Source organism: Brevundimonas sp. UBA7838 (genome assembly GCF_002500885.1).
Classification (GTDB): Bacteria; Pseudomonadota; Alphaproteobacteria; order Caulobacterales; family Caulobacteraceae; genus Brevundimonas; species Brevundimonas vesicularis_C.
Map to the genome: position 1 here is coordinate 71,755 of NZ_DLTK01000095.1, position 21,748 is coordinate 93,502.

Sequence of the window (21,748 nt, forward strand, 5' to 3'; positions counted from 1 at the left end):
CCGACCGGCGCCGCCTGGGCAGACTATGGAGCGTCAAGCCTGCGCGCATCATGTCGGCACGGAGCCGACCGCGCAGTCGGGCTCACGTCGACCCGTCTTGAAGCCTCCGCCGAAAGCCATCCAGACGAGGTAGAGAGACATCAGCGCTCCGCCGAAACAGAAGACCGAGACATAGGCGTAGGCGAAGAAGGCGTAGGTGACCGCCATGACGGCGAACACCAGCAGACCGAAAACCTTGACGTTGCGGTCCCACGACAGGAGGAGCGAGCCCGCCACGATCGCCATGTAGATCACGTAGGTTCCTTCCCGCCCTATGATGAAGTCCAGAAGCTCGGTGCTTTGATAGACGATCGCGTTCGGCAGGAATCTCACCGTGAGCCAGCCTTCATGCGCGAAATAGGGGACATACTGCAGGCCTCCCAGCATCCCGCCCAGGACGGCCATGACGAGAAACAGGGGTTTGCGGCGAGAGCCTTCTATGAGGAAGACGGCGACCGGCACCCATACGGGCCAGGCCAGCCAGGAGAAGAACATATAGGCCAGGGAGTACCGGGCCACCGCGACCTGATCGTCGAGCCCGCCGGCGGTCCAGACCAGACCCTCGAACATCTGCTGAAGGCCGAACAGAAGGGGCAGGGCGAACAAGGCGGCATAACGCCTGTCCGTCCGTAGTCCCCGAACCAGGGTGACCGTGCCGACCGGGATCAGCACGACGGCGGCGGCATAACTGACGGCGGCTGAAAGGCAGATGGCTTGCGTCCTGTCGCCGGGTCGATCCGGTGCGTACGACCTGCGGCTCCTTGGGGGGACAAAGCAAGCCTGCGGATCACGGTCGGGTATTGATCCCGATCAATGCACGGACCGCTGGGGGCTTCAAAGTGGCCGCCACCGTTTATCCAGGAGCTCCCGATGAATCGCCGCCGCCTCCTCGAGGGCAGTCTGCTGGGCGCCACGGCGCTCGCTTTCGCAGCCCCGCAAGTTTCGTGGGCCAAGAGCTTCATGGCTCGGCCGGCGACCGTCCCCGTACAGCTTCGGATCGCCCGGCGAACCATCGAGGTCAACGGAAGGGCGGCAAGCGTCTTCGGGTTGCGTCAGCCGAATGGAACGCCCGGCCTGGCCTTGCGGGAGGGGGACGCATTCAATGTGATGCTGGAGAACGATACGGATGAGGCGACCATCATTCATTGGCACGGCCTGACACCGCCTTTTGCAAGCGACGGGGTGGCGGGCGCCGCTCTCCCGCTCATGGCGGCCCGCACTGAACGGAGCTTCGATTTTCCGGTGGGTGCGGCGGGAACGCACTGGATGCATGCCCACACACTGCAGGAGCAGGCGTTGCTGGCGGCTCCTCTGATTGTCCGAACCCTGGCGGAGGAGCGGCGCGACGAACAGGAGATCATCGTTCTCCTGCATGATTTTTCGTTTTCCTCCCCCGAGGAGATCCTCGAAAGGCTGAAATCACGCGGCAGCCCGGCGCCCGATCATGCGCCGATCGCCGGCATGGCGCCGACGACCGCCTCGACCGACGGCGTCGGGATGGCGATCGACATCAATGACGTCGAGTACGACGCCTATCTCGCCAACGACCGAACCCTCGGCGACCCTGAAATCGTTGCCGTCGAACTCGGCGGACGGGTGCGGCTACGGGTTATAAACGGGGCGACGGCTACCGCCTTCACCCTGGATCTGGGTGAGGTCGACGGGGAGGTGATCGCCGTCGACGGGCAGCTCGTCCAACCGGTCAAGGGCCGGCGCTTTCCTGTGGCGATGGGGCAAAGGCTCGACGTCCGTCTACAGTTGCCGCGCGAGGTCCGGTCGTTTCCGGTCCTTGCTCTTCGGGAGGGCGCCAGGCAACGGACGGGCCTGATCCTTCAGCCCCCGGGGGCGACCGTTTCCAGACTGCCTGAACTGTCCGTCGATGACGCTCCCGTGCTGGATCTGGATTTTGAAGCTCGCTTGTCCGCTCTGGTTCCGTTGGAAAACCATTCGGATCACAGGGCCTTCGATCTGGCGCTGACCGGATCGATGGCGACCTATGGCTGGGGTCTTGAAACCGCTGAGCCGATGGTGGTGCGCCGGGGTGACCGGATCGAGGTCACCATGCTCAACAAAAGCATGATGTCCCATCCGATGCACCTCCATGGCCATCATTTTCAGGTGGTGGCGATCAATCGTCAGCGGTTTTCCGGCGCCATGCGGGATACTGTGAACATCCCACCCCAGCGGTCGGTCACCATCGCATTCGATGCCGGCAATCCCGGTCAGTGGGCTTTCCACTGCCATCACCTCTACCACATGGCGGCGGGAATGATGACGCAGCTCTCTTATTCAACCTAGACTGACGTCGTCGAGCGGCGAACGACCACACTCCGGGCATGGCCGCAGGCCGTCGGAGGCCGTGGGTCTTGCCTGACCGCTGGAGCCGCCGACCGGGCGCCGGTTCAACACGACGATCGCCACCAGCGGCCGCGGGCCATGCCCTCGAGGTCGCCTGCGCCGGGGTCAAATACTGTTTGCTGAGCGCGTCGGGTGGCGGCGGCGCGAACCCCAGCGTTTGACGGGAAAGTGAGCACCGGGGCGGCCTCGCCGGTCAGGACGGATTCCTCGACGCTCAGCCGCTCTCCGTCCGCGGCCCAACCCGTGTGGAGCAGGACCTTGGGGCCGGCGATTGCCGGCCTCCATTCAAGTCGCTCCTCACTCGCAGCCCTCGGAGTATTTCACGCGTGCATGCGAATTTCGTTGGCGTGCGGCGGATAGGGGGCGACGGGAAGCTGATCGATCGCCGTTCCGCTCAGCGTGCTGGCGAAGCCGTGGTTGACGTCCCGGTGATGGGCCTCGTCGGCCCGTACCATCAGCACGACGTCGCGCAGCGTCGCGTCGGCTGGCAGCTTCCAATAATGGATGGCGATGTCCGGCGCCGGAACATTGGGCGAGCGGCCCTCGTCGATCTCCTTCAGATACAGGGTGTAGCTGATGACGGCCTCCTCCTCGAAATATCCGACCACCCGGTGGGCCGTGCGCGACGAGATCAGGTAGAGCCCGAAAAAGCCGATGTAGAACACCGCCTGGGCCAGCTGGATCACCAGCCGCTCGAACCATGTCGGCTGGGCCACGGCGATGAAGGTCATCAGATGCATCCGCTCGTTCTCGGCCTCCTCCATCAGGGTGCGGATCCAGCCGTCGTCGTCCTTCATCTGTCGCAGGCATCTCAGGTGAGTCAGCGTGGCCCCGACCATGCCGGGCACGGCGGCGACGGTTTCCAGCACGATGGCCCGGTGACCGTATTTCTTGGCGAAGAAGGTGTCGGCGCAGACGCGCAGCAGTTTGGTGAAGCCGAGGGCGAATTTATCAGAAAAGCCTCGCGGCACATGGTGGACGGCGGGTTCGGCGACCTTCTCCTCCGCCAGGGCCCGGTCGTCCGGAGCGAGAATTCTATTGACCATCTGCAAGTCCTTTCAGGACGCCGTTTGTGGTTAGGGGAGACAAATGATGGATACCCGCGTACCGGGCCGCGCGTCGGCGAGCTCGACGCGAGCGCCCAGCTGACCAGCAAGAGCCTGAATGATCCCGGTGCCCAGACCTGGCTTGACCGTCTGGGATCCGCTGGGCATGCCGACGCCGTTGTCGGTCACGCTGAGGATCCAGCCATCGCCTCGGGCGTGGTAATCGACGACGATGTCGCCGTTTCGGTCGTCGGGAAAGGCGTGCTTCAGCCCGTTGATGACCAGCTCGGTGACGATCAGACCCAGGCTTACGGACATGCCGGATGAAGCGATGCTGTCGTCCACGGATACGGTCAGCGCCAACTGGTTGTGGTCTCTGATCATCGAGTCGCCGATGCTCCGACACAGGTCGGTGAAATAGGCCCGGAGTTCGACGTCCCCCGTCGTGGATCCGGCCAGGTGCCGTTGCACGGCCGCGACGGACAAGATGCGCTGATGGGCGTCTCGCAAATGGCTTCGGCTCTCATCCGATCCGACCGTTCGAACGCCCTGCATCAGGACGCTGGCGATGATCTGGAGACTGTTGGCGACCCTGTGCTGCACCTCCTGATACAGCAGCGCGTTCTGACGGATGAGTTCGTCCTTCTGACGATCCTTCGCCCTGGGGATCGTCACATCCGTGATCGTCAACAGGAGCCGCACGCCCTGATCCGGCCCTGGGCTCAGGCGACGCGCATGAAAGATCAGATGCTTGGGTGGCCGATCGGCGAGCACCAGATCCATCTCGTAGGCACGGATGTCAGCCTTGCCATAGGCGGTCGCTCTCAGCAGAGACCACAGCTGCGGCACATTCCATTCGCCGGCGCCCAGATCCGCCAGCCGGCAACCCGGGATAGCGTTCGGGTCGATGTCGAAATCCTCGAGGAACGACTGACTGGCGGCCACGACCTCGAGTTCACCGTCCAGCAGAAGCACGGGGGCGACCGAGGCGTTGATGAGCGACAGCGCGAGAGACATCGATATATCGGGCACGGGCACGGGCACGGTCGATGTCGGCATGAACGATCCCTGTTGAATGTCGCGGAGCCGGCCGGGCCCACGCCTTGGGCCGACCGGTCAAGGCAGGCTAGCCCTGCGGGCTGACAACTGCCTTGATCCAGATCACGGGGGCGCTGCGACCGGCGTTTCGAACGGCGGGAAGGCGATCAAATCAAATGGCATCCGGGCGGGTGGCGTCAGGCTCTCGGCCGCCTGGTCCCGCAGGTTCGCCTAGCGAGAAACATTCCGTTCGGCTTCGGCCATCGACGGCCGAGATCGCGCAGATCAGTTCCGGTTTCACATGGATGATCGCCACGGAACTGGTCGCCGGGCAGTAGACGCTCACCATCGGCCAGCGCTTGAACATCATCTGGTTGAGCCGTTCGACTTCGCCGGCGTCCGTCACCTCGGTCGCGTGCGCGGCCATCGAAACCCCGACGGCGCCGCCCCGCTCCGCCAGCGAGTGGATCGAGACCGAAACACGATCATCGGCCTGGAGATTGGCCAGTTTCTGGCTCTCGCGGCCGCTGACGAAATACAGGTTCAGCCCGTCATTCAGATAGCCGACGGTCGTCACTTGGGGCCAGCCGTCGGGTCGATTGACTCCGATGCTCATCAGCCGTTCACGATCGAGAAGTTCGACGATGGTTTCGACCGCGGCCCCGTTGATCGGCGGGTAGCGGTCGATATTTGAGTCAGCGTCCATGATGCGGTCCTCCGGGTCAGCGGTCTCCCGCCTACCCTCCCGGCCCGCCGGCTGCCTTGATCTGGCTCAACGGTCCGGCGTCAGAGTTCTCCGCAGGCGTGCGCGCGCAGCAAGTCCGGACGTTCGACGATCAGCTCGCTCTGGGAGGGCATCGAGATGATGCCTTTGGCCTTCATGCGGGTGAGCACTCGGCTGACCGTCTCGATCGTCAATCCCAGATAGTCGGCGATCTCGCCACGTTTCATGGGCAGTCGGACATGGCCAGGGGCCGTCGGACGGGCGGGGTCGTGCCCGGGCAGGTCGAGAAGAAAGGACGCCAGACGCTCGATGGCCGTCTTGCGCCCCAGCAGAAGCATCTGGTTCTGAGCGGCGGCCAGCTCATGAGACGTGCGGTGCAGGAGCATATGTTCCAACGGCGAGCTGCTCTCGACCAGGGCGCGGAACGGTCCTTTGCGGAACCTGCAGACGGTCGTCGGCTCGATCGCCTCGGCGGAGAACACATAGACCTCACCGATCGCCAGGCCCAGGAAGTCGCCGGCGAACAAAAAGCCCGTGATCTGGCGCCGACCGTCGGGCAACAATTTGTAGACCCTCAGAGATCCCGACGTGATGTTGAAGACATGGGGCGCGGGTTCGCCTTCCCGCGTCAGAACCGCCCCGGCTGCCAGCTTGACGACTTCAGCCAGGTCTCCCAGGCGTTTGAGATCCTGATCGGCGACGCTGCCGCAGACGCTCAACGCCCGCGCGCCGCAACTGTCGCAATCGTTGACTTTGGGCCGGTCGACGCATCCGTGAGGAAGCGTTCGCGGCGCAAGCATGGGCTTCGTGGCAGCGATCATTCGCTAAAATGCGCGCCGGAGCCCCGAACGCCTAACGAAATCGTTGATCCAGATCAAATGCCGCAACCCGTAGCGATCTATTCGGCGTTGAATTACTCAGATGACGAGGAGTAAAATTCAAAAATCGTTCGGTGTGACATAGACGAACCCTTGTATTCGCCAAGGTTTTTGCAACCGTAAAGCTTCGTCCGTTATTTGGTCGCCGGGAGCTGACCCGCGCCGGGATTAAGCTCGCCTTGATCGGCGCCGGCGCCGTCTTGGCCTCCCGAGCCGGTCGGCGACTGGATCGAATTCAAATATGCGATCAGGTCTCGGTTTTCGTCGTGCGACAGGACGAACTCCAGCGTGGCGGGAAATGCCGCCCGGAGGCGGACCGCGACCCGCCCCCGGAGATCGGCGGGAGGTGAGTTCCGGGTTAGCTGGTGACGACCGTCGACGCGTGAGCCGAACGTCAGGTCGCCACAGGCCCGGTCCGAGGGCCATGGAGGTCTGGCCCGTCTGACCGCCCTCCCACCAGATCTCTGAGGATGCGTCCGTTTCAGCTAGGCGGCCAGGAGCGCATCATAAACATCCACGTAACGCAGGGCCATGGCGGTGGCGGAGAAACGCCGCTCGAATTGGGCGCGAATGGCCTGCCGGTCGAGTTGCGCGGCCTGTAGCGTGGCCGCGACGGCCTGGGCCATGGTGTCGACCAGAAAGCCCGTCATTCCGTCCTCGACGATTTCGCTGGTCGAACCGCAACGGAACGCGACCACGGGCGTGCCGCACGCCATCGCCTCGATCATGACCAGGCCAAACGGCTCGGGCCAATCTATGGGAAAGAGCAGGGCGTCAGCGCCGCCCAGGAACTCCGACTTCTGGTGATCGCCGATCTCGCCGATGAACTCGATCAGCGGATTGCTCTCGATCAATGGCCTGATCGTCTCGTCGTAGTAGACGCGATCGGCTGCATCCACCTTGGCCGCGATCTTCAGCCGCTTTCCCAGTCTCGTGGCGATCTCGATGGCCCGGTCTGGCCGTTTCTCGGGCGATATGCGTCCCAGAAAAGCGAGATAGCCGTCCGACCGGCCGGAATATCTGTAGAGTTCGGCCGGCATCCCATGATGGACTGTGGCCCGCCAGTTGGCGAACGACAGAGGGCGACGCTGGTCGTCGGAGATGGAGACGAGGCCGAACTCGGGCCACCGCGCATACACCCCCGCCAGATCTTTCATGTCCAGCCGCCCGTGCAATGTCGTCAGCGTCTTGCCCGCCCAGTTCCGGAACATGGGGAACTGGATCATGTCGGTATGGAAATGGATCACGTCGAAATCGTCGACCCGGTCCAGAACCTGAGCCAGCATCGTCAGATGAGCCGCCAGGTCAGACTTTAACGGCGAGGGGTCGAGCCTGATCGCCTGGTCGCGAACCGGAACGAGACGCGCCCGGGTCTCTGCGTCGGCGCTCGCGAACAAGGTCACCTCGTGGCCGAGGTCCACGAGGGCGTCGGTCAGATGCGCCACGACCCGTTCAGTACCGCCATAGAATTTCGGTGGCACGGCTTCGTACAGCGGTGTGACTTGGGCGATCCTCATCTGTAGAAGCTCCGGGGGACCATCGAGGAAGGGGCGCAGGGGCCGCCTGCTGGCCCCTGCGACGGAGCGGTGGGACTCGAGGTCATGGCGCATGTCTCCATCCGATGAGGCGCGCATCTTGCCAAGGCGATCGGCCGATATCCTTGATCCCGATCAATGCGTCGCCCGGGGCGAAGGGCGCAGTTGGCCCGAAACCGGAGCCAACCCCATGACCTATGAGAGCCTGATGGTCTATGTCGACCAGGGCGTCGAGACCGAGGCGCGCATCGCCTTGGCCTGCGATCTCGCCGAGCGGTTCGACGCGCGCCTGATCGGAATATCGGCCAGTCTGCCGGATGCGCCCCAGGTCGATCCCTATGCCGGCGGGGCGATGTTGGGTGAAATGCTCGGTCTGTTCCGGGACATGGCCGAGGCCGATGTGACCCAGGCCGAAACGACCTTCTGGAAGGCGGTCGGAACCCATGCCGATCGCTGCGAATGGCGCGGGAGGATCGGCTTTCCGTCCGATGTGGTGGGGCAGGCCGTCCGCGCCGCCGACCTGCTGATCCTCGGTCGTCTCGATCCCGCGCGAGCGCCGCAACGGTCCATCGACCCGGGCGACGCCCTGATGGCGCTCGGGCGTCCTGTTCTGATCGTCCCGCCCGCGCCGGTCCGCCTTTCTCCGGGAACGGCGGCGGTGGTGGCGTGGAAGGACTGCCGCGAGGCCCAGCGCGCGGTCGCCTCCGCCCTGCCGATGTTGAGAGCCTCGGCCCTGACCTATGTGATCGAGATCTGCGCCGAGGGCGGCATGGACGAGGCCGCGGCCCGCACGAACGATGTCGCCGCCTTCCTGGGACGCCATGACATCGTGGCGAGCGCCCAGGTGCTTCAGGGCGATGACGGCGCACGGTCGAGCCAGATTCTCAAATTCGCCGACGAGCATCAGGCGGGCCTGATCGTCGCCGGCGGTTACGGCCACGCCCGCATGCGCGAATGGGTGCTGGGCGGCGTGACCCATGGGCTGCTAGGCGCGTCCCCGGTCTGCCTGCTGCTCAGCCATTGATCCCGGCGCATCGAGGATCACGATCGTGGGAGACGGCGCGAGGCTCGTGGACCTACGCGCAGGGAGGTTTCGAGACGTTGGAAGGATCGTTCCATGACGGATGACCGCATCGCAAGCGCAAGGCACCGGGCCAAGGTGATGTCGGCCGAGGACGCCGCTATTCTGATCGCGCCGAATACGACAGTGGGGCTCAGCGGGTTCACCGCCTCAGGCTATCCGACCGCCGTGCCCCTGGCGCTGGCGGCCCGGATCGAGGCCGAGCACGCGGCGGGGCGTCCCTTCAAGCTGCGCATCTGGACCGGCGCCTCGACCGGGCCGGAGCTGGACGGTGCCCTGGCCAAGGCCGACGGCATCGAATTCCGGCTGCCCTACAACAGCGACCCGACTTGTCGCGACAGGATCAATCGCGGCGAGATGGCCTATTCCGACATGCACCTGAGCCAGGTCGCGCCTGTCGCCTGGCAGGGCTTCCTCGGCCCGCTGGACACCGCCATCATCCAGGTCACCGGCATCCGAGAGGACGGGGCGCTGATCCCTGCGTCCTCGGTCGGCAACAACAAGACCTGGCTTGACCGTGCCAGCCAGGTGATCCTGGAGGTGAACCGGTGGCAGAACCCGGAGCTTCTGGGCATGCACGATATCTACTACGGCACGGCGCTACCGCCGAACCGGGTGCCCATTCCCCTGATCCGCGCCGGCGATCGCATCGGCGAGCCGTGCTTCCGCTGCGACCCGGACAAGATCGTGGCCATCGTCGAGACCGACCAACCCGACCGCAACGCCGGCTTCACCGCGCCCGGGCCGGATGACCTGGCCATCGCCGGACACCTGCTGGAGTTCCTCGAGCACGAGGTGTCGAAAGGACGTCTGCCGCCGTCGCTGCTGCCGCTGCAATCGGGCGTCGGCAATACAGCCAACGCCGTCCTGACCGGCCTGATCGACGCGCCCTTCGAGGACCTGAGCGCCTATACCGAGGTCATCCAGGACGGCATGATGGCGCTGATGGACAGCGGCAAGCTGCGGGTCGCCTCCTCAACCGCCCTCAGCCTCAGCCCGGAACTGACCGAGCGGGTCAACCGGAGCATGGGCGACTACCGCGACCGCATCATCCTCAGGCCGCAGGAGATCAGCAACCACCCCGAGGTGATCCGGCGCCTGGGCTGTATCGCCATGAACGGCATGATCGAGGCCGACATCTACGGCAACGTCAACTCGACGCACATCATGGGCTCGCGGATCCAGAACGGCATCGGCGGCTCGGGGGATTTCGCCCGCAACGCCTACATCTCGATCTTCATGAGCGCTTCGACGGCCAAGGGCGGCAAGATCTCCACCCTGGTGCCCGCCGTCTCCCACGTCGATCACATCAATCAGGACGTCCAGGTGATCGTCACTGAACAGGGCCTGGCCGATCTTCGCGGCCTGTCGCCCAAACAGCGGGCGCGCGTCGTCATCGACACCTGCGCCCATCCGAGCTTCCGCCCGGCGCTGGAGGACTACTACCAGCGCGCCCTGAAGGGGTCTTACGGGCTGCAGACGCCGATGCTGCTTGACGAGGCCTTGTCATGGCATTCCCGGTTTGTCCGCTCGGGAAGCATGGCCCCGCTCTGACCACGTTGGCCTCAGGGCTTGGCCAAGGCAGCGAGGGCCGCCTCGATGCGAGCCATCTGGTTTTGGCTGAGTTCAAGGCGGTCGTGCAGCCGCATGATCTCCAGCTCGGCCCGCAGATTGACCGTGTAGTCGTGCTCGGCCGCAAGACGGTCGCGGACCGCCTGACGCTTCTGGCTCATCATGATCACCGGGGCCTGAAGCGCCGCGACCGCCGAGAGCATAAGGTTGAGGAAGATGAAGGGGTAGGGATCGAAGGCGGACGAGAAGCGCGCAAGCCCCAGGTTGAGAACGGCCCAGCCGATCAGGACGCAGCTGAACACGCCGATGAAGGTCCATGATCCCCCCACGTCGGCGACGGTGTCGGCCAGCCGTTCCCAAAACGTCCGGTCGTCGGTCTCCAGAACCGGGCTGACGCCCGACGGCGCTTCGCTGACCATCAGATCAACGACGCTTCTCTGGACCGGGGTGAGGTCGGCGTACGGCGCGCCGAGCAGGCCTTGGGAAAGCTCGTCCTGACGAATCTTGAGGGTCATATCGGGCCTTCGTCCAATGCCGGCGAGCGGGCTCGCGTCGGCGCTAATGGCTGTGTTTGAGCCAGGCCGCTTCACGCGGGTTCGTGGTGTCGTCGGCAGCCGTCACGACCGCCATCTTGAGCACGCCAGTTTTCTGGTGAGAGAATAGGCCGCAAGCTGCTTCGAGTCTGTGTGATCTTCGGCGGGCTGCCGCGTGAGCGCCGGTCCAGCCGCGAACTGCTCCAGCGCGGCGACAAGGGCGATGCGAATCGTCCATTTGCGGCGGCGCCGAAGGGCGTCTGGCCCCGGCGCGCGGGGGAAGGCGAATCGTCCGGTGGTTCTGGAGGTGATCGCCCGCCTTTCGCACGCCGGAAGCCCATCGGAACCCAAGTTCCCGATTTGGTCATACGGAGCGCGCAGCGAACAGCGGGCCCGCGACACCCTGCCAGGAGCCAGAACGAAACCCTGGCAGGGTTGGGCATGGCAGGGTTGATTTGAATCAAGGCGGAGCGGGCCCAGGCCCTTCAAGGTCAGGCGAAGATTGTCTTTGACAGGTACGAACAGATGACCAAATCCGCAGGATTTCTCGGCGCGCTGGCGCTGGCGGCTCTTGTTGCCGGGTGCGCGACGGCCCAACCGCTGACGGCGGAGCAACGGCTCCAGTGTGAAACGATGCTTGGGGGCATGAGCAGCAACGCCGCCCAGGCGGGAAGCGCCAAAACCCCAGGCCCTACCCCGATGACAATGACACACGCCCAATGTCGCCGAGGACTTGCCAACTAGATGTCGCACCAGGAAGCTTAGCGCGCACCGCACCCAAGGTACTCTGGTCAATCGACGCCAAGGCGTACGAGGCCTAGTGCCTAGTGGGTGGATGTGCTTCCAGTCACCCCAAAAATGCCTGCAGGTAAGCGCCACCGTCTCGGCGGGGATGAGTTCAGGATGGGCCAGGAGGAGGCGCTGATCGAACTGACGCCGCTCGCCGGGGCGCCTGGCTTCTCTGAAGATCAACTCCCGGACCGACTGGTCTGGCTGCTCCTGGGGGGCGCCGGCTCAGGCGTGAAGACCTTGAACGCGATGCGGACCTCTTCCAATGGAAGCGAGCTTGATACCGGCGTTTCGCGGGTGTGGGCCTGTCGGCGAAAGCGCACCCACGACAACAATAATAACATTAGATTGAATAGTAACATTGCCAATGTTATCGTCCAATCCAATGTTATCGAACGCGACATCCTTTGGAACCCTGGGCCGTCTTTTCGACGATGCGGCGGCCTACGTCACGCAGCTGTTCGACATCCGATTGACGTTCGAAGACGCCGACGTTGGTCTCCTGCCGTTCTTCCTGACGGATCGCTATAGTCTCGCCGAAACGAGCCTGTTCGGACGAAAGCTGCTCATTCTCGCCACGCCCGGCCAGGACGCGGAAACGCCGGCGACGATCGCCAAACATATCGAGACCGCCCGCTCGACATGGGACGTGTTCGTGGTTGTCTTCCTGACCGACGCCCTGAGCTCGGCCAATCGCCAGCGTCTTATCCAGCAGGGCGTCAACTTCATCGTCCCCGGCAATCAGCTGTTCCTGCCCGAGCTCGGCGCCGATCTGCGCGAGTATTTCCGGTCAGAGGTCCGGCCGGCCGTGGAGCAGTTGACGCCGGCCGCCCAGGTCGTGGTCCTGGCCTCGTTGCTTCGTGAGGACCTCGATGGCCAGACGCCCAAGTCCCTGGCCGAGCGGTTTCAATATTCCGCCATGAGCACCGGGCGGGTGGTTGATGAACTGCAGCGGCACGGCATTCTCAGCATCGATGTTCGCGGCCGGGAGCGTCGCATCGCTTTCAAGCAGGAGGGCGACGACCTCTGGCGGGCAGTCCGTGATTTGCTTCAGTCGCCCGTCCGCGCCCGTCGCCTGGTCAGGCCGTTTCCCGAGGTCCGTGCGTTGCCGCTGGCCGGGGAATCCGCTTTGTCGGATTACACCCTCCTCGGTCCTCCCGTTCATGAAACCCGGGCGGTCTCCGCACGTCAGTGGAAGGGGCTGGTCTACCAACACGACCTTCAGCCGGCCGACGATCGTGACCCGGAAGCCATCCGCATCGAAACCTGGTCTTACGATCCCCGTCTGCTTTGCCATCACGGACCAGTCGTGGATCGCCTCTCCCTGTATCTGAGCCTGGAGGATCGTCATGACGAACGCCTCGATCAGGCCGTCGATACCCTCATGGAGCCCTTCGGATGGTCGTAGGCATTGATGTGTTCAAGGCGGCCTTCGCGGGTTTCGAGGACCAGTACACATTGATCGGCGGCGCGGCGGCCGAGATTCACATGACGGGCGCCGGATTGCCGTTCCGGGCCACAAAGGATCTCGATCTGGTCCTCTGTCTCGAAGCTCTGAAGCCGGAGTTCGTCCAAGCCTTCTGGGCTTTCATCGATGCTGGCGGCTATCAGACCCGTGAACGCAGCGATGGCGCGAGGGATTTCTTCCGGTTTACCCATCCTTCCGACAAGACCTATCCGGCGATGATCGAGCTGTTCTCGCGACTGCCCGATGTCATCACCGGCCGAAGGGCGCGCGCCTCACGCCCATACCGCTGGACGGGACGGTCGAGAGCCTGTCGGCCATGCTGCTCGACGACGCCTATTACGCCTTGCTCAAGGACGGAACGACAGAGATGGACGGCGTCCCTGTCATCGACATCCAGACCCTCATTCCCTTCAAGGCGTTCGCCTACAACAACCTGGCGCGCGACCGGGCGGACGGCCAGCAGGTCGATAGCCGAAATGTCACCAAGCATCGCAACGATGTGTTCAAGCTCCTTCAGCTGTTGGGGCCGACGATGACCCTGGCGCTCCCGGACGGGATCGCCGCCGATCTGCGGGCCTTTGTCGAAGCGGTCGAGGCGGACAAAACCTTTGATCCGAAGGCGCTGAAACTCACGCCGCCTGACGCGGTGCGACTCGTCGCGCGGCTCAAGGCCGTCTACAACCTCTAGCGAGATCGCGACGGCGAAGCGTGCGACGGATCAACAAACAGCGCGGCGGAACAAAACAGGAAGATTTTTGGAAATCACGCTATGGTTCCTGTGTGATTCCATCATCTGTAACCTCGCCATCGCCTCAAACGCCCGCCGGACCCGGCCGACGCCTCGTCTTCATTAGCCATGCCAATCCGGAGGAGAACGATTTCGTCCGATGGCTCGGCGTTCAACTCGCCAGCGCCGGCTATGAAGTCTGGTCGGATGTCACCAAGCTGATCGGCGGGGAGCTGTTCTGGGACGACATCGAAGACGCCATTCGCCATCACACGGCGAAATTCATCCTCGTCGTTTCTGCCGCCGCCTTGAACAAGGAGGGCGTGAAAGACGAAATCCACCTCGCCGTCACGGTGGAGCGCAGCGACAAGATCGCCAATTCCTCTTGCCGGTCAGGGTCGACGATGTCCCCTTTTCGGACTTCAACGCCAATATCGCCCGCAAGAACGTCATCGACTTCAAGGCCGGGTGGGCGCCCGCCCTGGCGAGAGTTTTTCAGGTCCTTGAGCGTGACGGCGTGCCGAAGGGCGCAATCGCTCCGGCTGACGTCGCAGCCTGGTGCCTCCGGCGGTCCGACGCCGATCAGATGCCTCGGATCGAGCCCGAGCAGCTCTACTCGAACTGGCTCCCAATTGCCGCGCTGCCTCCCCAAGTGTCCCTCTTCTCGCTCGGCGTCGCCGAGACGGCGGTCTCGAGCGTCATGTCCGGGACCCGTCTCCCCTGGTTCAAATACTTCAGGCTGGTGGGGACGTTCGGAACAGAAGTGGACCTGAAGCTCGCGCTGCCGGAACAGGTCATCGAGCGTCGCTACACCTTGACGCGGGAAGACATGTTGGCCGGGATGCCGGCGGCGATGCCCGGCGTCAAACGCGCGGACGCCCGGCGCATGGTCGTCAATCTCCTGCGGCAATCCTGGAACAACGCCATGCAGGCCAAGGGATTGTCCGCGTTCGAGATGGCCGACAACTCGGTCGCATGGTTCTTCACCAAGGACCTGATCGAAAAGGACACCGCCTATTTTGTCGATCACACCGGCAAACGCAGGCGCAAGGCCATGGTGGGCCGGAGTGAGAAGCGGGGCGTCTATTGGCACCTCGGCTTCATCGCCAAGCCCGTCATGACGGACACGCCCCATTTTGTCATGAAGGCGGCCATCATCTTCTCGCACGACGGCAAGACGCCGCTCGACAGCGTGGAGAAGATGCACACGCGACTATGCGATCCTCGTCAAGCAGAAGGCGGAGGCGGTGGACACCGAACTCCGCGCGCCGATGGCCGCGAGCGGCTTGCGCATTCGCAACGAAAGCGCGCTGGTCGGCAAAGTCCCGCTTCAGGACCTGCTGTCAGACAGCCTCTGCCGGCTCGTCGTCGCTGCGCTGAGGCTCGGATCTGTCCAGCGTTCGCCTGCGGCCTGGCAGTATCTATCCGCCGCTGTCTCGGCGCTGAGAGCGATCCCGCCCGGCGACGATGCTGCGGACGCCCGGGCTGAAGCCGCTCTGTCCCGTTTTCTGGCCGGGCTTAGGAAAGACATGACTGAAACCGCGCCCTCGGCGGAGGCGGCGGTTAACATCGCAGAGGCCGTGTTGACCTTCCTCGATCCCGCGGCCGTTCAAAGAACCTATGTTGAATATGGAGCAGGCAGTCTTCTCGAGATCGTCGTTGAAGGGGTCCTGCAGCACCTGATGGCATCGGCGACCGGGGTATCGACCTGGTCCGAGTGCTTGGATGCCTTCGAAGGTCTCGATCAGATACCTCTGATGACCGTGCATAAGAGCAAGGGGCTTGAGTACGACACGATCGTCTTCATGGGTCTCGACGACCAAGCTTGGTGGGCGCACAAACCCGGCGACAAAGAGGGCCTCGCCGCGTTTTTCGTCGCCCTCTCCCGAGCGAAGCAGCGGGCCATCTTTGCGTTCTGCCAGCAACGTGGCCAACGATCAAAGGTAGCCGAACTCTACGCGCTCCTAGGGCAGGCTGGCGTTCCGGAAATTTCCATCTAGACCGCTCGGGCAGACACCGAAACGACCGTTTGCGTCAGTTGCTCATAGCGTCCGAACCTCGGAGTCAGTGAGCATGTTGCGGTCTGGTGGTATTGTCAGACTGATTGCGGCCAAGTCTGTCGAAGCCGTTCGACCATGCCCGCGCGTCGGTCGGGCTCCAGGCGGTCGAGGTTCAACTGCTTCCAGCGCACGGCGGGGAGGTCGGCGGCGTCGGGCAGGCCGATGAGGTCCCAGTCAGGCGCGCCGGCCTTGAACCCGATCAGGAAGGCGCGGTGGGCCTCGGGCATGTCATCGACGATGGCGGTGATCAGGGCTGTGCGCGCAGCGATGAGGTCCTGGAGGTCCACCGGGTCTTCGGTCATCCCATCGAAGCCGCGTTCGAACTCCTGGGCCAGATTCTTGGGATTGGCGCGGAGCACCTCGGCCATGGGCCGGTGGTGGCTGGCCAGATAGATCACGAAGGCCTGTCGCAGTGCCGGCGTGATCCCCTCATTGGCCAGCAGATCGCGGACGTCGAACAGATCGCGAGGATGTTGGCGGTCCAGCGCGGCCATGATCTTGCCGGCATAGAGATCGGCATGGGAGACCATCCGTGCCTCCGCATAGCCGAAGCGCTCTTCCACCGCTGCTGAAACCGGACGGACTTCGGGCTCGAACACCACGCCGCGCAGGACCGGCGTCACCTCCACCTTGATCACCGCCCCGTCGGCCCGAACAAGCAGCTTGTCGATCACAGGCTGGGCTCCGCCCTTGCCGCGGACGACGACAGATCCCGGCAGGGCTTGTTCGACCTCGTCGGCGATCCGCCTCAGGGCCGCATCGATCGCGGCGAGAGACGCATTACGATCCTCGACGGGGAGATAGGTCAGGTCGATGTCCACCGACAGACGCGGCAGATCGCGAACGAACAGATTGATCGCGGTGCCGCCCTTCAGGGCGAAGCAGGGTTCCTGGAACACGAGCGGAAGGGTGCGGACGAGAAGGCGGACTTGGCGGGCGTAGACGTCACTGACCGGCATCGAGCGACCTCGGCACGGTGATCCTGTAGGTCGGGTCGAGGCGGCCGCTCCTGACGAGCACACGGTTGCCGCTGCCCAGATCGATCGTGCTGCGGTCGAGGGCTTTGAGCCAGGCGTGACCGTGCCGGTCGGCGAAATAGAAGAACAGGCGTTTGACCTTCACGCTCATGCAATCCTCGAGCAGACGCTGGAGCCGTCGCGGGCTGAGGGTGGCCAGGGCGCCCATCAACTGGTCCGCCTGGTCGAAGCTCTCATGATCCGGCAATTCGTCCAGAAGTTCGAGGATGGCGCGCTCGGGCGTCGATTGGCGCAAGGGCCATTGCCAGTGGCCCAGGGGGGTGTCCACCACTGCGGCGCGGGCCCAGTCCGCCAGGAGGCCGGTTTCGCTGGAGTCCTCGCGGAGCCGGGCGACCTCGAAGTATCGGGCGTTCCGGAAGAGCCTTTGGGACGGGTGATATTTGAACTCTACGTCCAGCGGCAGGTCGGCGAGCCAGGTCGGCGGGGTCTCGTCGCCATAGAGATGAACTTCCTTGCGGGCGGCAGGAAGGTAGTGGGCATAGCCCTGCAACTCGAGCGCGGTGCGGCCTCCGATCACAATGGAATAGTCGAGGAGGGCCTGGAGCGAGAGAACGGCTGTCGGCCAGTCGAGGGTTCCGCGCGGACGGCGGTAGACCCGGCGCGCAGTCCGTTCCAGTCGCCCCGAAGCGACGTATTTGGCACGGAGAGAATTGGGATAGCCGTTCTCGTTCATCCAGCCGGAATCGACCAGAAGGCCTTCCGGGAGGATACGTTCGAGCTTGTTTAGCTTTCCTAGCATTTGAACACTTATAGTGTCCTAATATGAAGATTGTCAAACATATTGGTTTGCCATTCGGCATATTGGAACACCATCAGTGTCTTAGTGCGCTCAAAGTCAAACTCTGGTGCGGGATTGATACCGGCGCGTCGCCCCGAGCTTAGGTCTTGGGACTGAAACGCTCACCAATCCGCTCTGCAGGCGCTCGAACCGGATCGTCGCTCAGATGCCAGCGCAGTCGGCCGACAAATAGCCAACACGTGCCAAGCGACGTGGCCTTCGGTTCGGCAGGAGCCTTGGAAAAAGAACGCCACGGAAACTGCTAGGGTTTGATCACTCACACCATTCTCCGGGTCTAAGCTCGCGTAACCATGTCGGCCGCATCGCGTCGGAACGGAGATAGGGTCTGTAAATCCTGCAGATTCACGGGGATGGCTCAGCGCGCTGAATCTCCTCGGCCACCGATCTTGTTGTGGCAAACGATGAGGTGGCAGCGGTGTGATCCTGCGACCAGAGGCCATCTGCTCGTCTTACCGGGGGAGAGGGAAGTCAAGCCACGCCGCCGAAACTCCTTTTCGGCGGGGACACCAGATCCCCGATCGACACGGCGATCATCAATGCGAGACCTGGGTAAAGGAGCCAGGCCGTCGGCCAGCCAAAGCTCGCCATCAGCAAGGCGGCCGCCAATACCAGCAGAGGTCCGACCATGCCGAGGATCATTCTTGACCATCGCCGATGACGCATCCCGCCGGCTACGTTGGCCGTCAACGCGATGACCGCGAACAGAGGGAGCAGGTAGCGGATGAAGACCCCTTCATACTGACTCAAGAACCCTAGACCCAAAGCCGCGGCCAAGCTGCCGAGTGCCGGAAAGCACGCCGCGCAGCCCATAGCCGCAACAATCGCGCCGACTACGCCCGCTTTGTCAGCCGCGCGGGTGATGGGTTCTTGGTCCGGCATGCTTTTCCTCGGTGAGCTGGAATATGGCGATCTGAGCCCAGCAAGTGTTGAGCGCGCTGGTGTCGATCCTCTCGGACAACCGAGTAGGGTCTGTAGTCCCTACAGATACAAGAGCGTTCTCGTCTTTGCAAAATCCGCCGAGTCGATTGCGTGACGTGGCGAGGCGAGGCTCGCCGTCATGGAACAGCGCCAGAGATCAGCCGCCAGAACCCTGGATGAGGCGGGATACAAAGGTCCGAACCTGAAAGCTGCGGGCGGGCAGGGGCCTAGTTACGGCGCCGGCCGGGTTGCGGCCTCGGAATCAAACAGGGCCTCCAGGATCGGGCAATCCGGCGTGGCCCCGTCGGCGCAGCGAGCGACCATATCGACCAGCACCTTTTCCATCTTCCTCAGGGCAGCCAGCTTTGAACGGACATCGCCCAGATGGGCGGCGGCGACCACGCGTGCCTCCGCGCACGGAAGATCGCGCTGCTCGGCCAGTTCAAGCAAATCCCTTATTTCATTCAGCGTGAACCCAAGCTCCCGCGCCCGGCGCACGAAATTCAGCCGGAGCAGATGGCCGCGGCCATAGAGGCGATGCCCACCCTCGCTGCGAGCAGGCGCGGGCATCAGGCCGATCTTCTCGTAATAGCGCACGGTTTCGATGTTGACCCCGGTCCGCCGGGACAACTCGCCGATAGGAAGCTGTGGGGCCGTATCCCGCAGGGCCGATTTGTCCATGAAGCGTTTTACCCCTTGTATCTGTAGTGACTACAGACCCTACCTTGTGTGTATCGACCCGTGAAGGCGTGAGGAGTGTCAATGGCAGACGGCAAGCAAGAACTCGGCGGACATCCGGCGCTTACCGACAAACCCAACGCTCGCGGGTGGCTTGCTGTCGGAGGACTTGCCGCCGCGATCGGCGCGACCTCCTGCTGCGTATTGCCCTTGGCCTTGTTCGCGCTCGGGATCAGCGGGGCGTGGATCGGCAATGTCACGGCGCTGGCCCCCTACCATCTTTATTTCGTGGCCGCCGCCGTGGTCTTGGTGAGCCTCGGCTTCTACCGGGTCTACCGTCAGCCGCAGGCCTCCTGCGACGAAGACGTGAACTGCACCCGGCCAGCCTCGACCCGCCTCGTCAAGATCGCGCTCTGGACGGCGACCCTGCTTGTCGCCCTCGCTCTTGCATTCCCCTATGTCGCGCCGCTGCTGATCGGCGCCTGATTATTTCCCGGAGACTTCGATCATGAGCCTTTCAATCCGCACCGCCCTCGTTTTCGCGGCGGCTCTCATGACCGCCGATGCCGCCCAAGCCGCCGAACGCACGGTGAGGCTCGACGTCAGCAATGTGTCCTGCGTGACGTGCGCGCCCATCGTCCGTCGCACCATCTCGCGCCTGCCCGGCGTTGAAGCGGTGACCGTCACCGTGACCTCGGACGGGACTGGACAGGCCGTGGCGGTGGTGACCTACGATGACGCTCGGGTGACGCCGGCCGCCTTGGCGCTCGCGTCGACCAGGGCCGGCTATCCTGCCCGTGTTCAGGCGCGCCGATAGAGGCTGCCGGCGTCCGGTTGTGACGCCTCGAGGCCGATATTCGACCAACTTTCGCGCGGCCAGTCTCCGCGTCAGCAGACGCTCGTGATGACATCCAGCTCTCGCCGCTATCCGACGCAAGCCGGGCAACGTCGGGTTTGACGTCGCCTTGTTCGCGGCAGAGTCTATTTAGAAGGATCCGGACCGTATGAGTGATTGTTGCACGCCCTCACGGGATATCGCCAAGACTTACGATCTCGTCGTGGTCGGGGCGGGGTCGGCCGGGTTCTCGGCCGCCATCACGGCGGCGGAACAGGGCGCTCGGGTCGCGCTCGTCGGAGACGGAACGATAGGCGGCACTTGCGTCAACGTCGGTTGCGTGCCGTCCAAGGCTCTGATCCGCGCCGTCGAACCCCTGCACCAGGCCCGGGCCGCGAGCCGCTTCGACGGCGTCCGGGCGTCGGCTGCCATCGCTGACTGGTCGGGGACGGTTCGCCAGAAGGACAGACTGGTCGACGACCTTCGCCAGGCAAAGTACGAGGACGTGCTGCAGGGTTATGACGCCATCACCTACCACGAAGGCGCGGCGAGACTCGTCGAGGGCGGCGTGGAGGTCGGCGGCGTCCGGCTGACTGCGGACAAGGTGATCATCGCGACCGGTTCACGTCCGGGGGTTCCAGCGATCCCCGGCATCGAATCCGTGCCTTATCTGACCAGCACGACCGCGCTCGAACTGGAGGCCCTGCCCCGATCGATGCTGGTGATCGGCGGCGGCTATATCGGGGTGGAACTGGCCCAGATGTTCAGCCGGGCGGGCGTCCACGTCACCATCGCCTGCCGCTCCCGGCTACTGCCTGAGGGGGAACCCGAAATCAGTGAGGCGCTGCAGCGCTATCTCGTGGACGAAGGCGTCACGGTCGTAGCGGGGGCAGTCTACGGGTCTATCGACGCGTCCGACGAGGGGGGCTCACTCAGGCTGACGCAAGCCGGTGGCAAAGAAACGATAACCGCGGAGCGCGTTCTGATCACAACGGGCCGGGTTCCCAACTCCGATGGGCTGGGGCTTTCCGAGATGGGGATCCAGATCTCGCCAACGGGAGGCATCTTCATCGACGACCGGATGCGCACGACGCGCGCGGGCGTCTATGCCGCAGGCGATGTCACCGGCACGGATCAGTTCGTCTATATGGCCGCCTACGGCGCGCGACTGGCTGCCCGGAACGCCCTGAACGGCGACACCCAAGTCTACGACAATCGCGCCATGCCGGCGGTCGTCTTCACGGATCCGCAGGTTGCGACGGTGGGACTGACGGAAGCCGCAGCCCGCGCGGCCGGTCACGATGTGCAGACCTCGATGATCACCCTTCATCACGTTCCTCGCGCGCTCGCGGCCAGGGACACGCGTGGGCTCATCAAGCTGGTGGCGGATCGCGGCACGCGGCGACTCCTCGGCGCGCACATTCTGGCGCCTGAAGGGGCGGACAGCATCCAGACGGCGGCGGTGGCCATCAAGTGCGGAATGACAGTGGAGCAGTTGGGCGACACGATCTTCCCCTACCTCACGACAGTCGAGGGCCTGAAGCTGGCCGCGCTGACGTTCAACAAGGACGTCAGCAAACTCTCTTGCTGCGCCGGTTGAGGGGCACGACCGGATGCTTTCCACTTCGCCACT

Annotated in this window: 22 protein-coding genes and 1 pseudogene; 11 read left to right on the plus strand and 12 right to left on the minus strand. The window is 64.0% G+C overall.

The genetic code is table 11. The annotated features are described in order from the left end of the window. Nucleotides 1-48 precede the first annotated feature (48 nt). A complete protein-coding gene (locus B3T77_RS08635) occupies nt 49-750 on the minus strand; it encodes a DUF6629 family protein (protein ID WP_312184807.1) in 702 nt (233 codons plus the stop codon). Between the two features lie 159 nt (nt 751-909). Between B3T77_RS08635 and B3T77_RS08640 the strand changes: the two genes are divergently transcribed. Continuing rightward, nucleotides 910-2,337: a multicopper oxidase family protein gene (locus B3T77_RS08640; protein ID WP_287928188.1), complete on the plus strand. Its 1,428-nt coding sequence runs from the start codon at nt 910-912 to the stop codon at nt 2,335-2,337. Between the two features lie 380 nt (nt 2,338-2,717). Here B3T77_RS08640 and B3T77_RS08645 read toward each other — a convergent pair whose 3' ends face one another. The 5 genes from B3T77_RS08645 to B3T77_RS08665 all read right to left on the minus strand — a co-directional run bounded on the left by B3T77_RS08645 (nt 2,718) and on the right by B3T77_RS08665 (nt 7,600). After that, entirely contained in the window at nt 2,718-3,443 is a 726-nt protein-coding gene (locus B3T77_RS08645; protein WP_287928186.1) for an alternative oxidase, read from the minus strand. 30 nt (nt 3,444-3,473) lie between these two features. Next, on the minus strand, nt 3,474-4,502 hold the full coding sequence (locus B3T77_RS08650) for a sensor histidine kinase (RefSeq protein ID WP_292078892.1): 1,029 nt from the start codon (nt 4,500-4,502) through the stop codon (nt 3,474-3,476). 151 nt (nt 4,503-4,653) lie between these two features. Further along, nucleotides 4,654-5,187, minus strand: coding sequence for a pyridoxamine 5'-phosphate oxidase family protein (locus tag B3T77_RS08655; RefSeq protein WP_287928184.1), 534 nt, complete (start codon nt 5,185-5,187; stop codon nt 4,654-4,656). Between the two features lie 80 nt (nt 5,188-5,267). After that, nucleotides 5,268-5,924, minus strand: a complete 657-nt coding sequence (locus B3T77_RS08660; protein ID WP_287928183.1) for a cyclic nucleotide-binding domain-containing protein — start codon at nt 5,922-5,924, stop codon at nt 5,268-5,270. Nucleotides 5,925-6,568: 644 nt separating this feature from the next. Next, nucleotides 6,569-7,600: a glycosyltransferase family 4 protein gene (locus B3T77_RS08665; protein WP_287928182.1), complete on the minus strand. Its 1,032-nt coding sequence runs from the start codon at nt 7,598-7,600 to the stop codon at nt 6,569-6,571. A gap of 208 nt (nt 7,601-7,808) precedes the next feature. Between B3T77_RS08665 and B3T77_RS08670 the strand changes: the two genes are divergently transcribed. Together B3T77_RS08670 and B3T77_RS08675 are read left to right on the plus strand one after the other, a co-directional pair. Further along, the gene (locus tag B3T77_RS08670; RefSeq protein ID WP_287928181.1) at nt 7,809-8,642 is read left to right on the plus strand and encodes a universal stress protein; all 834 of its coding nucleotides are present in this window, start codon (nt 7,809-7,811) and stop codon (nt 8,640-8,642) included. A 93-nt stretch (nt 8,643-8,735) separates the two neighbouring features. Next, complete coding sequence (locus B3T77_RS08675; protein ID WP_287928180.1) at nt 8,736-10,253, plus strand: acetyl-CoA hydrolase/transferase family protein; 1,518 nt, start codon at nt 8,736-8,738, stop codon at nt 10,251-10,253. A gap of 11 nt (nt 10,254-10,264) precedes the next feature. On the opposite strand, the gene B3T77_RS08680 is transcribed toward B3T77_RS08675, so the two are convergent. Then, nucleotides 10,265-10,786, minus strand: coding sequence for a DUF1003 domain-containing protein (locus B3T77_RS08680; protein WP_292078893.1), 522 nt, complete (start codon nt 10,784-10,786; stop codon nt 10,265-10,267). A 1,192-nt stretch (nt 10,787-11,978) separates the two neighbouring features. On the opposite strand from B3T77_RS08680, the gene B3T77_RS08685 reads away from it, so the two are divergent. After that, nucleotides 11,979-13,001 carry a hypothetical protein gene (locus tag B3T77_RS08685; RefSeq protein ID WP_292078894.1) on the plus strand — a complete coding sequence of 341 codons (1,023 nt, stop codon included), beginning with the start codon at nt 11,979-11,981 and terminating at the stop codon, nt 12,999-13,001. Here the strand turns inward: B3T77_RS08685 and B3T77_RS08690 are convergent. Further along, nucleotides 12,959-13,252 (minus strand): hypothetical protein, encoded by a 294-nt coding sequence (locus B3T77_RS08690; RefSeq protein WP_292078895.1) that lies wholly within the window; start codon nt 13,250-13,252, stop codon nt 12,959-12,961. The genes B3T77_RS08685 and B3T77_RS08690 overlap by 43 nt on opposite strands. A gap of 125 nt (nt 13,253-13,377) precedes the next feature. Here B3T77_RS08690 and B3T77_RS08695 point away from each other — a divergent pair, with 125 nt between their 5' ends. The 4 genes and pseudogenes from B3T77_RS08695 to B3T77_RS08705 all read left to right on the plus strand — a co-directional run bounded on the left by B3T77_RS08695 (nt 13,378) and on the right by B3T77_RS08705 (nt 15,788). Further along, on the plus strand, nt 13,378-13,749 hold the full coding sequence (locus B3T77_RS08695; RefSeq protein WP_292078896.1) for a hypothetical protein: 372 nt from the start codon (nt 13,378-13,380) through the stop codon (nt 13,747-13,749). Nucleotides 13,750-13,841: 92 nt separating this feature from the next. Next, a pseudogene (locus B3T77_RS16365) lies at nt 13,842-14,132 on the plus strand (toll/interleukin-1 receptor domain-containing protein); the annotation flags it as partial. Between the two features lie 41 nt (nt 14,133-14,173). After that, nucleotides 14,174-15,277 carry a hypothetical protein gene (locus B3T77_RS08700; RefSeq protein WP_292078897.1) on the plus strand — a complete coding sequence of 368 codons (1,104 nt, stop codon included), beginning with the start codon at nt 14,174-14,176 and terminating at the stop codon, nt 15,275-15,277. Nucleotides 15,278-15,317: 40 nt separating this feature from the next. Then, on the plus strand, nt 15,318-15,788 hold the full coding sequence (locus B3T77_RS08705) for a 3'-5' exonuclease (protein WP_292078898.1): 471 nt from the start codon (nt 15,318-15,320) through the stop codon (nt 15,786-15,788). 95 nt (nt 15,789-15,883) lie between these two features. Here the strand turns inward: B3T77_RS08705 and B3T77_RS08710 are convergent, their stop codons facing one another. The 4 genes from B3T77_RS08710 to B3T77_RS08725 all read right to left on the minus strand — a co-directional run bounded on the left by B3T77_RS08710 (nt 15,884) and on the right by B3T77_RS08725 (nt 19,283). After that, on the minus strand, nt 15,884-16,807 hold the full coding sequence (locus tag B3T77_RS08710) for a nucleotidyl transferase AbiEii/AbiGii toxin family protein (protein ID WP_287928164.1): 924 nt from the start codon (nt 16,805-16,807) through the stop codon (nt 15,884-15,886). After that, nucleotides 16,794-17,624, minus strand: coding sequence for a type IV toxin-antitoxin system AbiEi family antitoxin domain-containing protein (locus tag B3T77_RS08715; protein WP_287928163.1), 831 nt, complete (start codon nt 17,622-17,624; stop codon nt 16,794-16,796). The genes B3T77_RS08710 and B3T77_RS08715 overlap by 14 nt, the downstream gene beginning before the upstream one ends. Nucleotides 17,625-18,152: 528 nt before the next feature. Next, the gene (gene merC / locus B3T77_RS08720; RefSeq protein WP_287928162.1) at nt 18,153-18,563 is read right to left on the minus strand and encodes an organomercurial transporter MerC; all 411 of its coding nucleotides are present in this window, start codon (nt 18,561-18,563) and stop codon (nt 18,153-18,155) included. A gap of 270 nt (nt 18,564-18,833) precedes the next feature. Beyond that, entirely contained in the window at nt 18,834-19,283 is a 450-nt protein-coding gene (locus tag B3T77_RS08725; RefSeq protein WP_088582493.1) for a MerR family transcriptional regulator, read from the minus strand. A gap of 81 nt (nt 19,284-19,364) precedes the next feature. Between B3T77_RS08725 and B3T77_RS08730 the strand changes: the two genes are divergently transcribed. The 3 genes from B3T77_RS08730 to merA all read left to right on the plus strand — a co-directional run bounded on the left by B3T77_RS08730 (nt 19,365) and on the right by merA (nt 21,715). Then, nucleotides 19,365-19,766, plus strand: coding sequence for a mercuric transporter MerT family protein (locus B3T77_RS08730; protein WP_205678540.1), 402 nt, complete (start codon nt 19,365-19,367; stop codon nt 19,764-19,766). 22 nt (nt 19,767-19,788) lie between these two features. Further along, nucleotides 19,789-20,097, plus strand: a complete 309-nt coding sequence (locus B3T77_RS08735) for a heavy-metal-associated domain-containing protein (RefSeq protein ID WP_088582491.1) — start codon at nt 19,789-19,791, stop codon at nt 20,095-20,097. Nucleotides 20,098-20,338: 241 nt separating this feature from the next. Further along, nucleotides 20,339-21,715, plus strand: a complete 1,377-nt coding sequence (gene merA, locus B3T77_RS08740) for a mercury(II) reductase (RefSeq protein ID WP_292078900.1) — start codon at nt 20,339-20,341, stop codon at nt 21,713-21,715. The last annotated feature ends 33 nt before the right edge of the window (nt 21,716-21,748 follow it).

What these genes read in the sequence shown, in the direction of transcription:
- merC (WP_287928162.1), bottom strand. Translation starts at nt 18,563, where the DNA reads ATGCCGGACCAAGAACCCATCACCCGCGCGGCTGACAAAGCGGGCGTA.
- B3T77_RS08665 (WP_287928182.1), bottom strand. Translation starts at nt 7,600, where the DNA reads ATGAGGATCGCCCAAGTCACACCGCTGTACGAAGCCGTGCCACCGAAA.
- B3T77_RS08705 (WP_292078898.1), top strand. Translation starts at nt 15,318, where the DNA reads ATGACTGAAACCGCGCCCTCGGCGGAGGCGGCGGTTAACATCGCAGAG.
- B3T77_RS08715 (WP_287928163.1), bottom strand. Translation starts at nt 17,624, where the DNA reads ATGCTAGGAAAGCTAAACAAGCTCGAACGTATCCTCCCGGAAGGCCTT.
- B3T77_RS08710 (WP_287928164.1), bottom strand. Translation starts at nt 16,807, where the DNA reads ATGCCGGTCAGTGACGTCTACGCCCGCCAAGTCCGCCTTCTCGTCCGC.
- B3T77_RS08730 (WP_205678540.1), top strand. Translation starts at nt 19,365, where the DNA reads ATGGCAGACGGCAAGCAAGAACTCGGCGGACATCCGGCGCTTACCGAC.
- B3T77_RS08725 (WP_088582493.1), bottom strand. Translation starts at nt 19,283, where the DNA reads ATGGACAAATCGGCCCTGCGGGATACGGCCCCACAGCTTCCTATCGGC.
- B3T77_RS08670 (WP_287928181.1), top strand. Translation starts at nt 7,809, where the DNA reads ATGACCTATGAGAGCCTGATGGTCTATGTCGACCAGGGCGTCGAGACC.
- B3T77_RS08640 (WP_287928188.1), top strand. Translation starts at nt 910, where the DNA reads ATGAATCGCCGCCGCCTCCTCGAGGGCAGTCTGCTGGGCGCCACGGCG.
- B3T77_RS08685 (WP_292078894.1), top strand. Translation starts at nt 11,979, where the DNA reads ATGTTATCGAACGCGACATCCTTTGGAACCCTGGGCCGTCTTTTCGAC.
- B3T77_RS08735 (WP_088582491.1), top strand. Translation starts at nt 19,789, where the DNA reads ATGAGCCTTTCAATCCGCACCGCCCTCGTTTTCGCGGCGGCTCTCATG.
- B3T77_RS08675 (WP_287928180.1), top strand. Translation starts at nt 8,736, where the DNA reads ATGACGGATGACCGCATCGCAAGCGCAAGGCACCGGGCCAAGGTGATG.
- B3T77_RS08695 (WP_292078896.1), top strand. Translation starts at nt 13,378, where the DNA reads ATGCTGCTCGACGACGCCTATTACGCCTTGCTCAAGGACGGAACGACA.
- B3T77_RS08680 (WP_292078893.1), bottom strand. Translation starts at nt 10,786, where the DNA reads ATGACCCTCAAGATTCGTCAGGACGAGCTTTCCCAAGGCCTGCTCGGC.
- B3T77_RS08650 (WP_292078892.1), bottom strand. Translation starts at nt 4,502, where the DNA reads ATGCCGACATCGACCGTGCCCGTGCCCGTGCCCGATATATCGATGTCT.
- B3T77_RS08690 (WP_292078895.1), bottom strand. Translation starts at nt 13,252, where the DNA reads ATGGGTAAACCGGAAGAAATCCCTCGCGCCATCGCTGCGTTCACGGGT.
- B3T77_RS08645 (WP_287928186.1), bottom strand. Translation starts at nt 3,443, where the DNA reads ATGGTCAATAGAATTCTCGCTCCGGACGACCGGGCCCTGGCGGAGGAG.
- B3T77_RS08655 (WP_287928184.1), bottom strand. Translation starts at nt 5,187, where the DNA reads ATGGACGCTGACTCAAATATCGACCGCTACCCGCCGATCAACGGGGCC.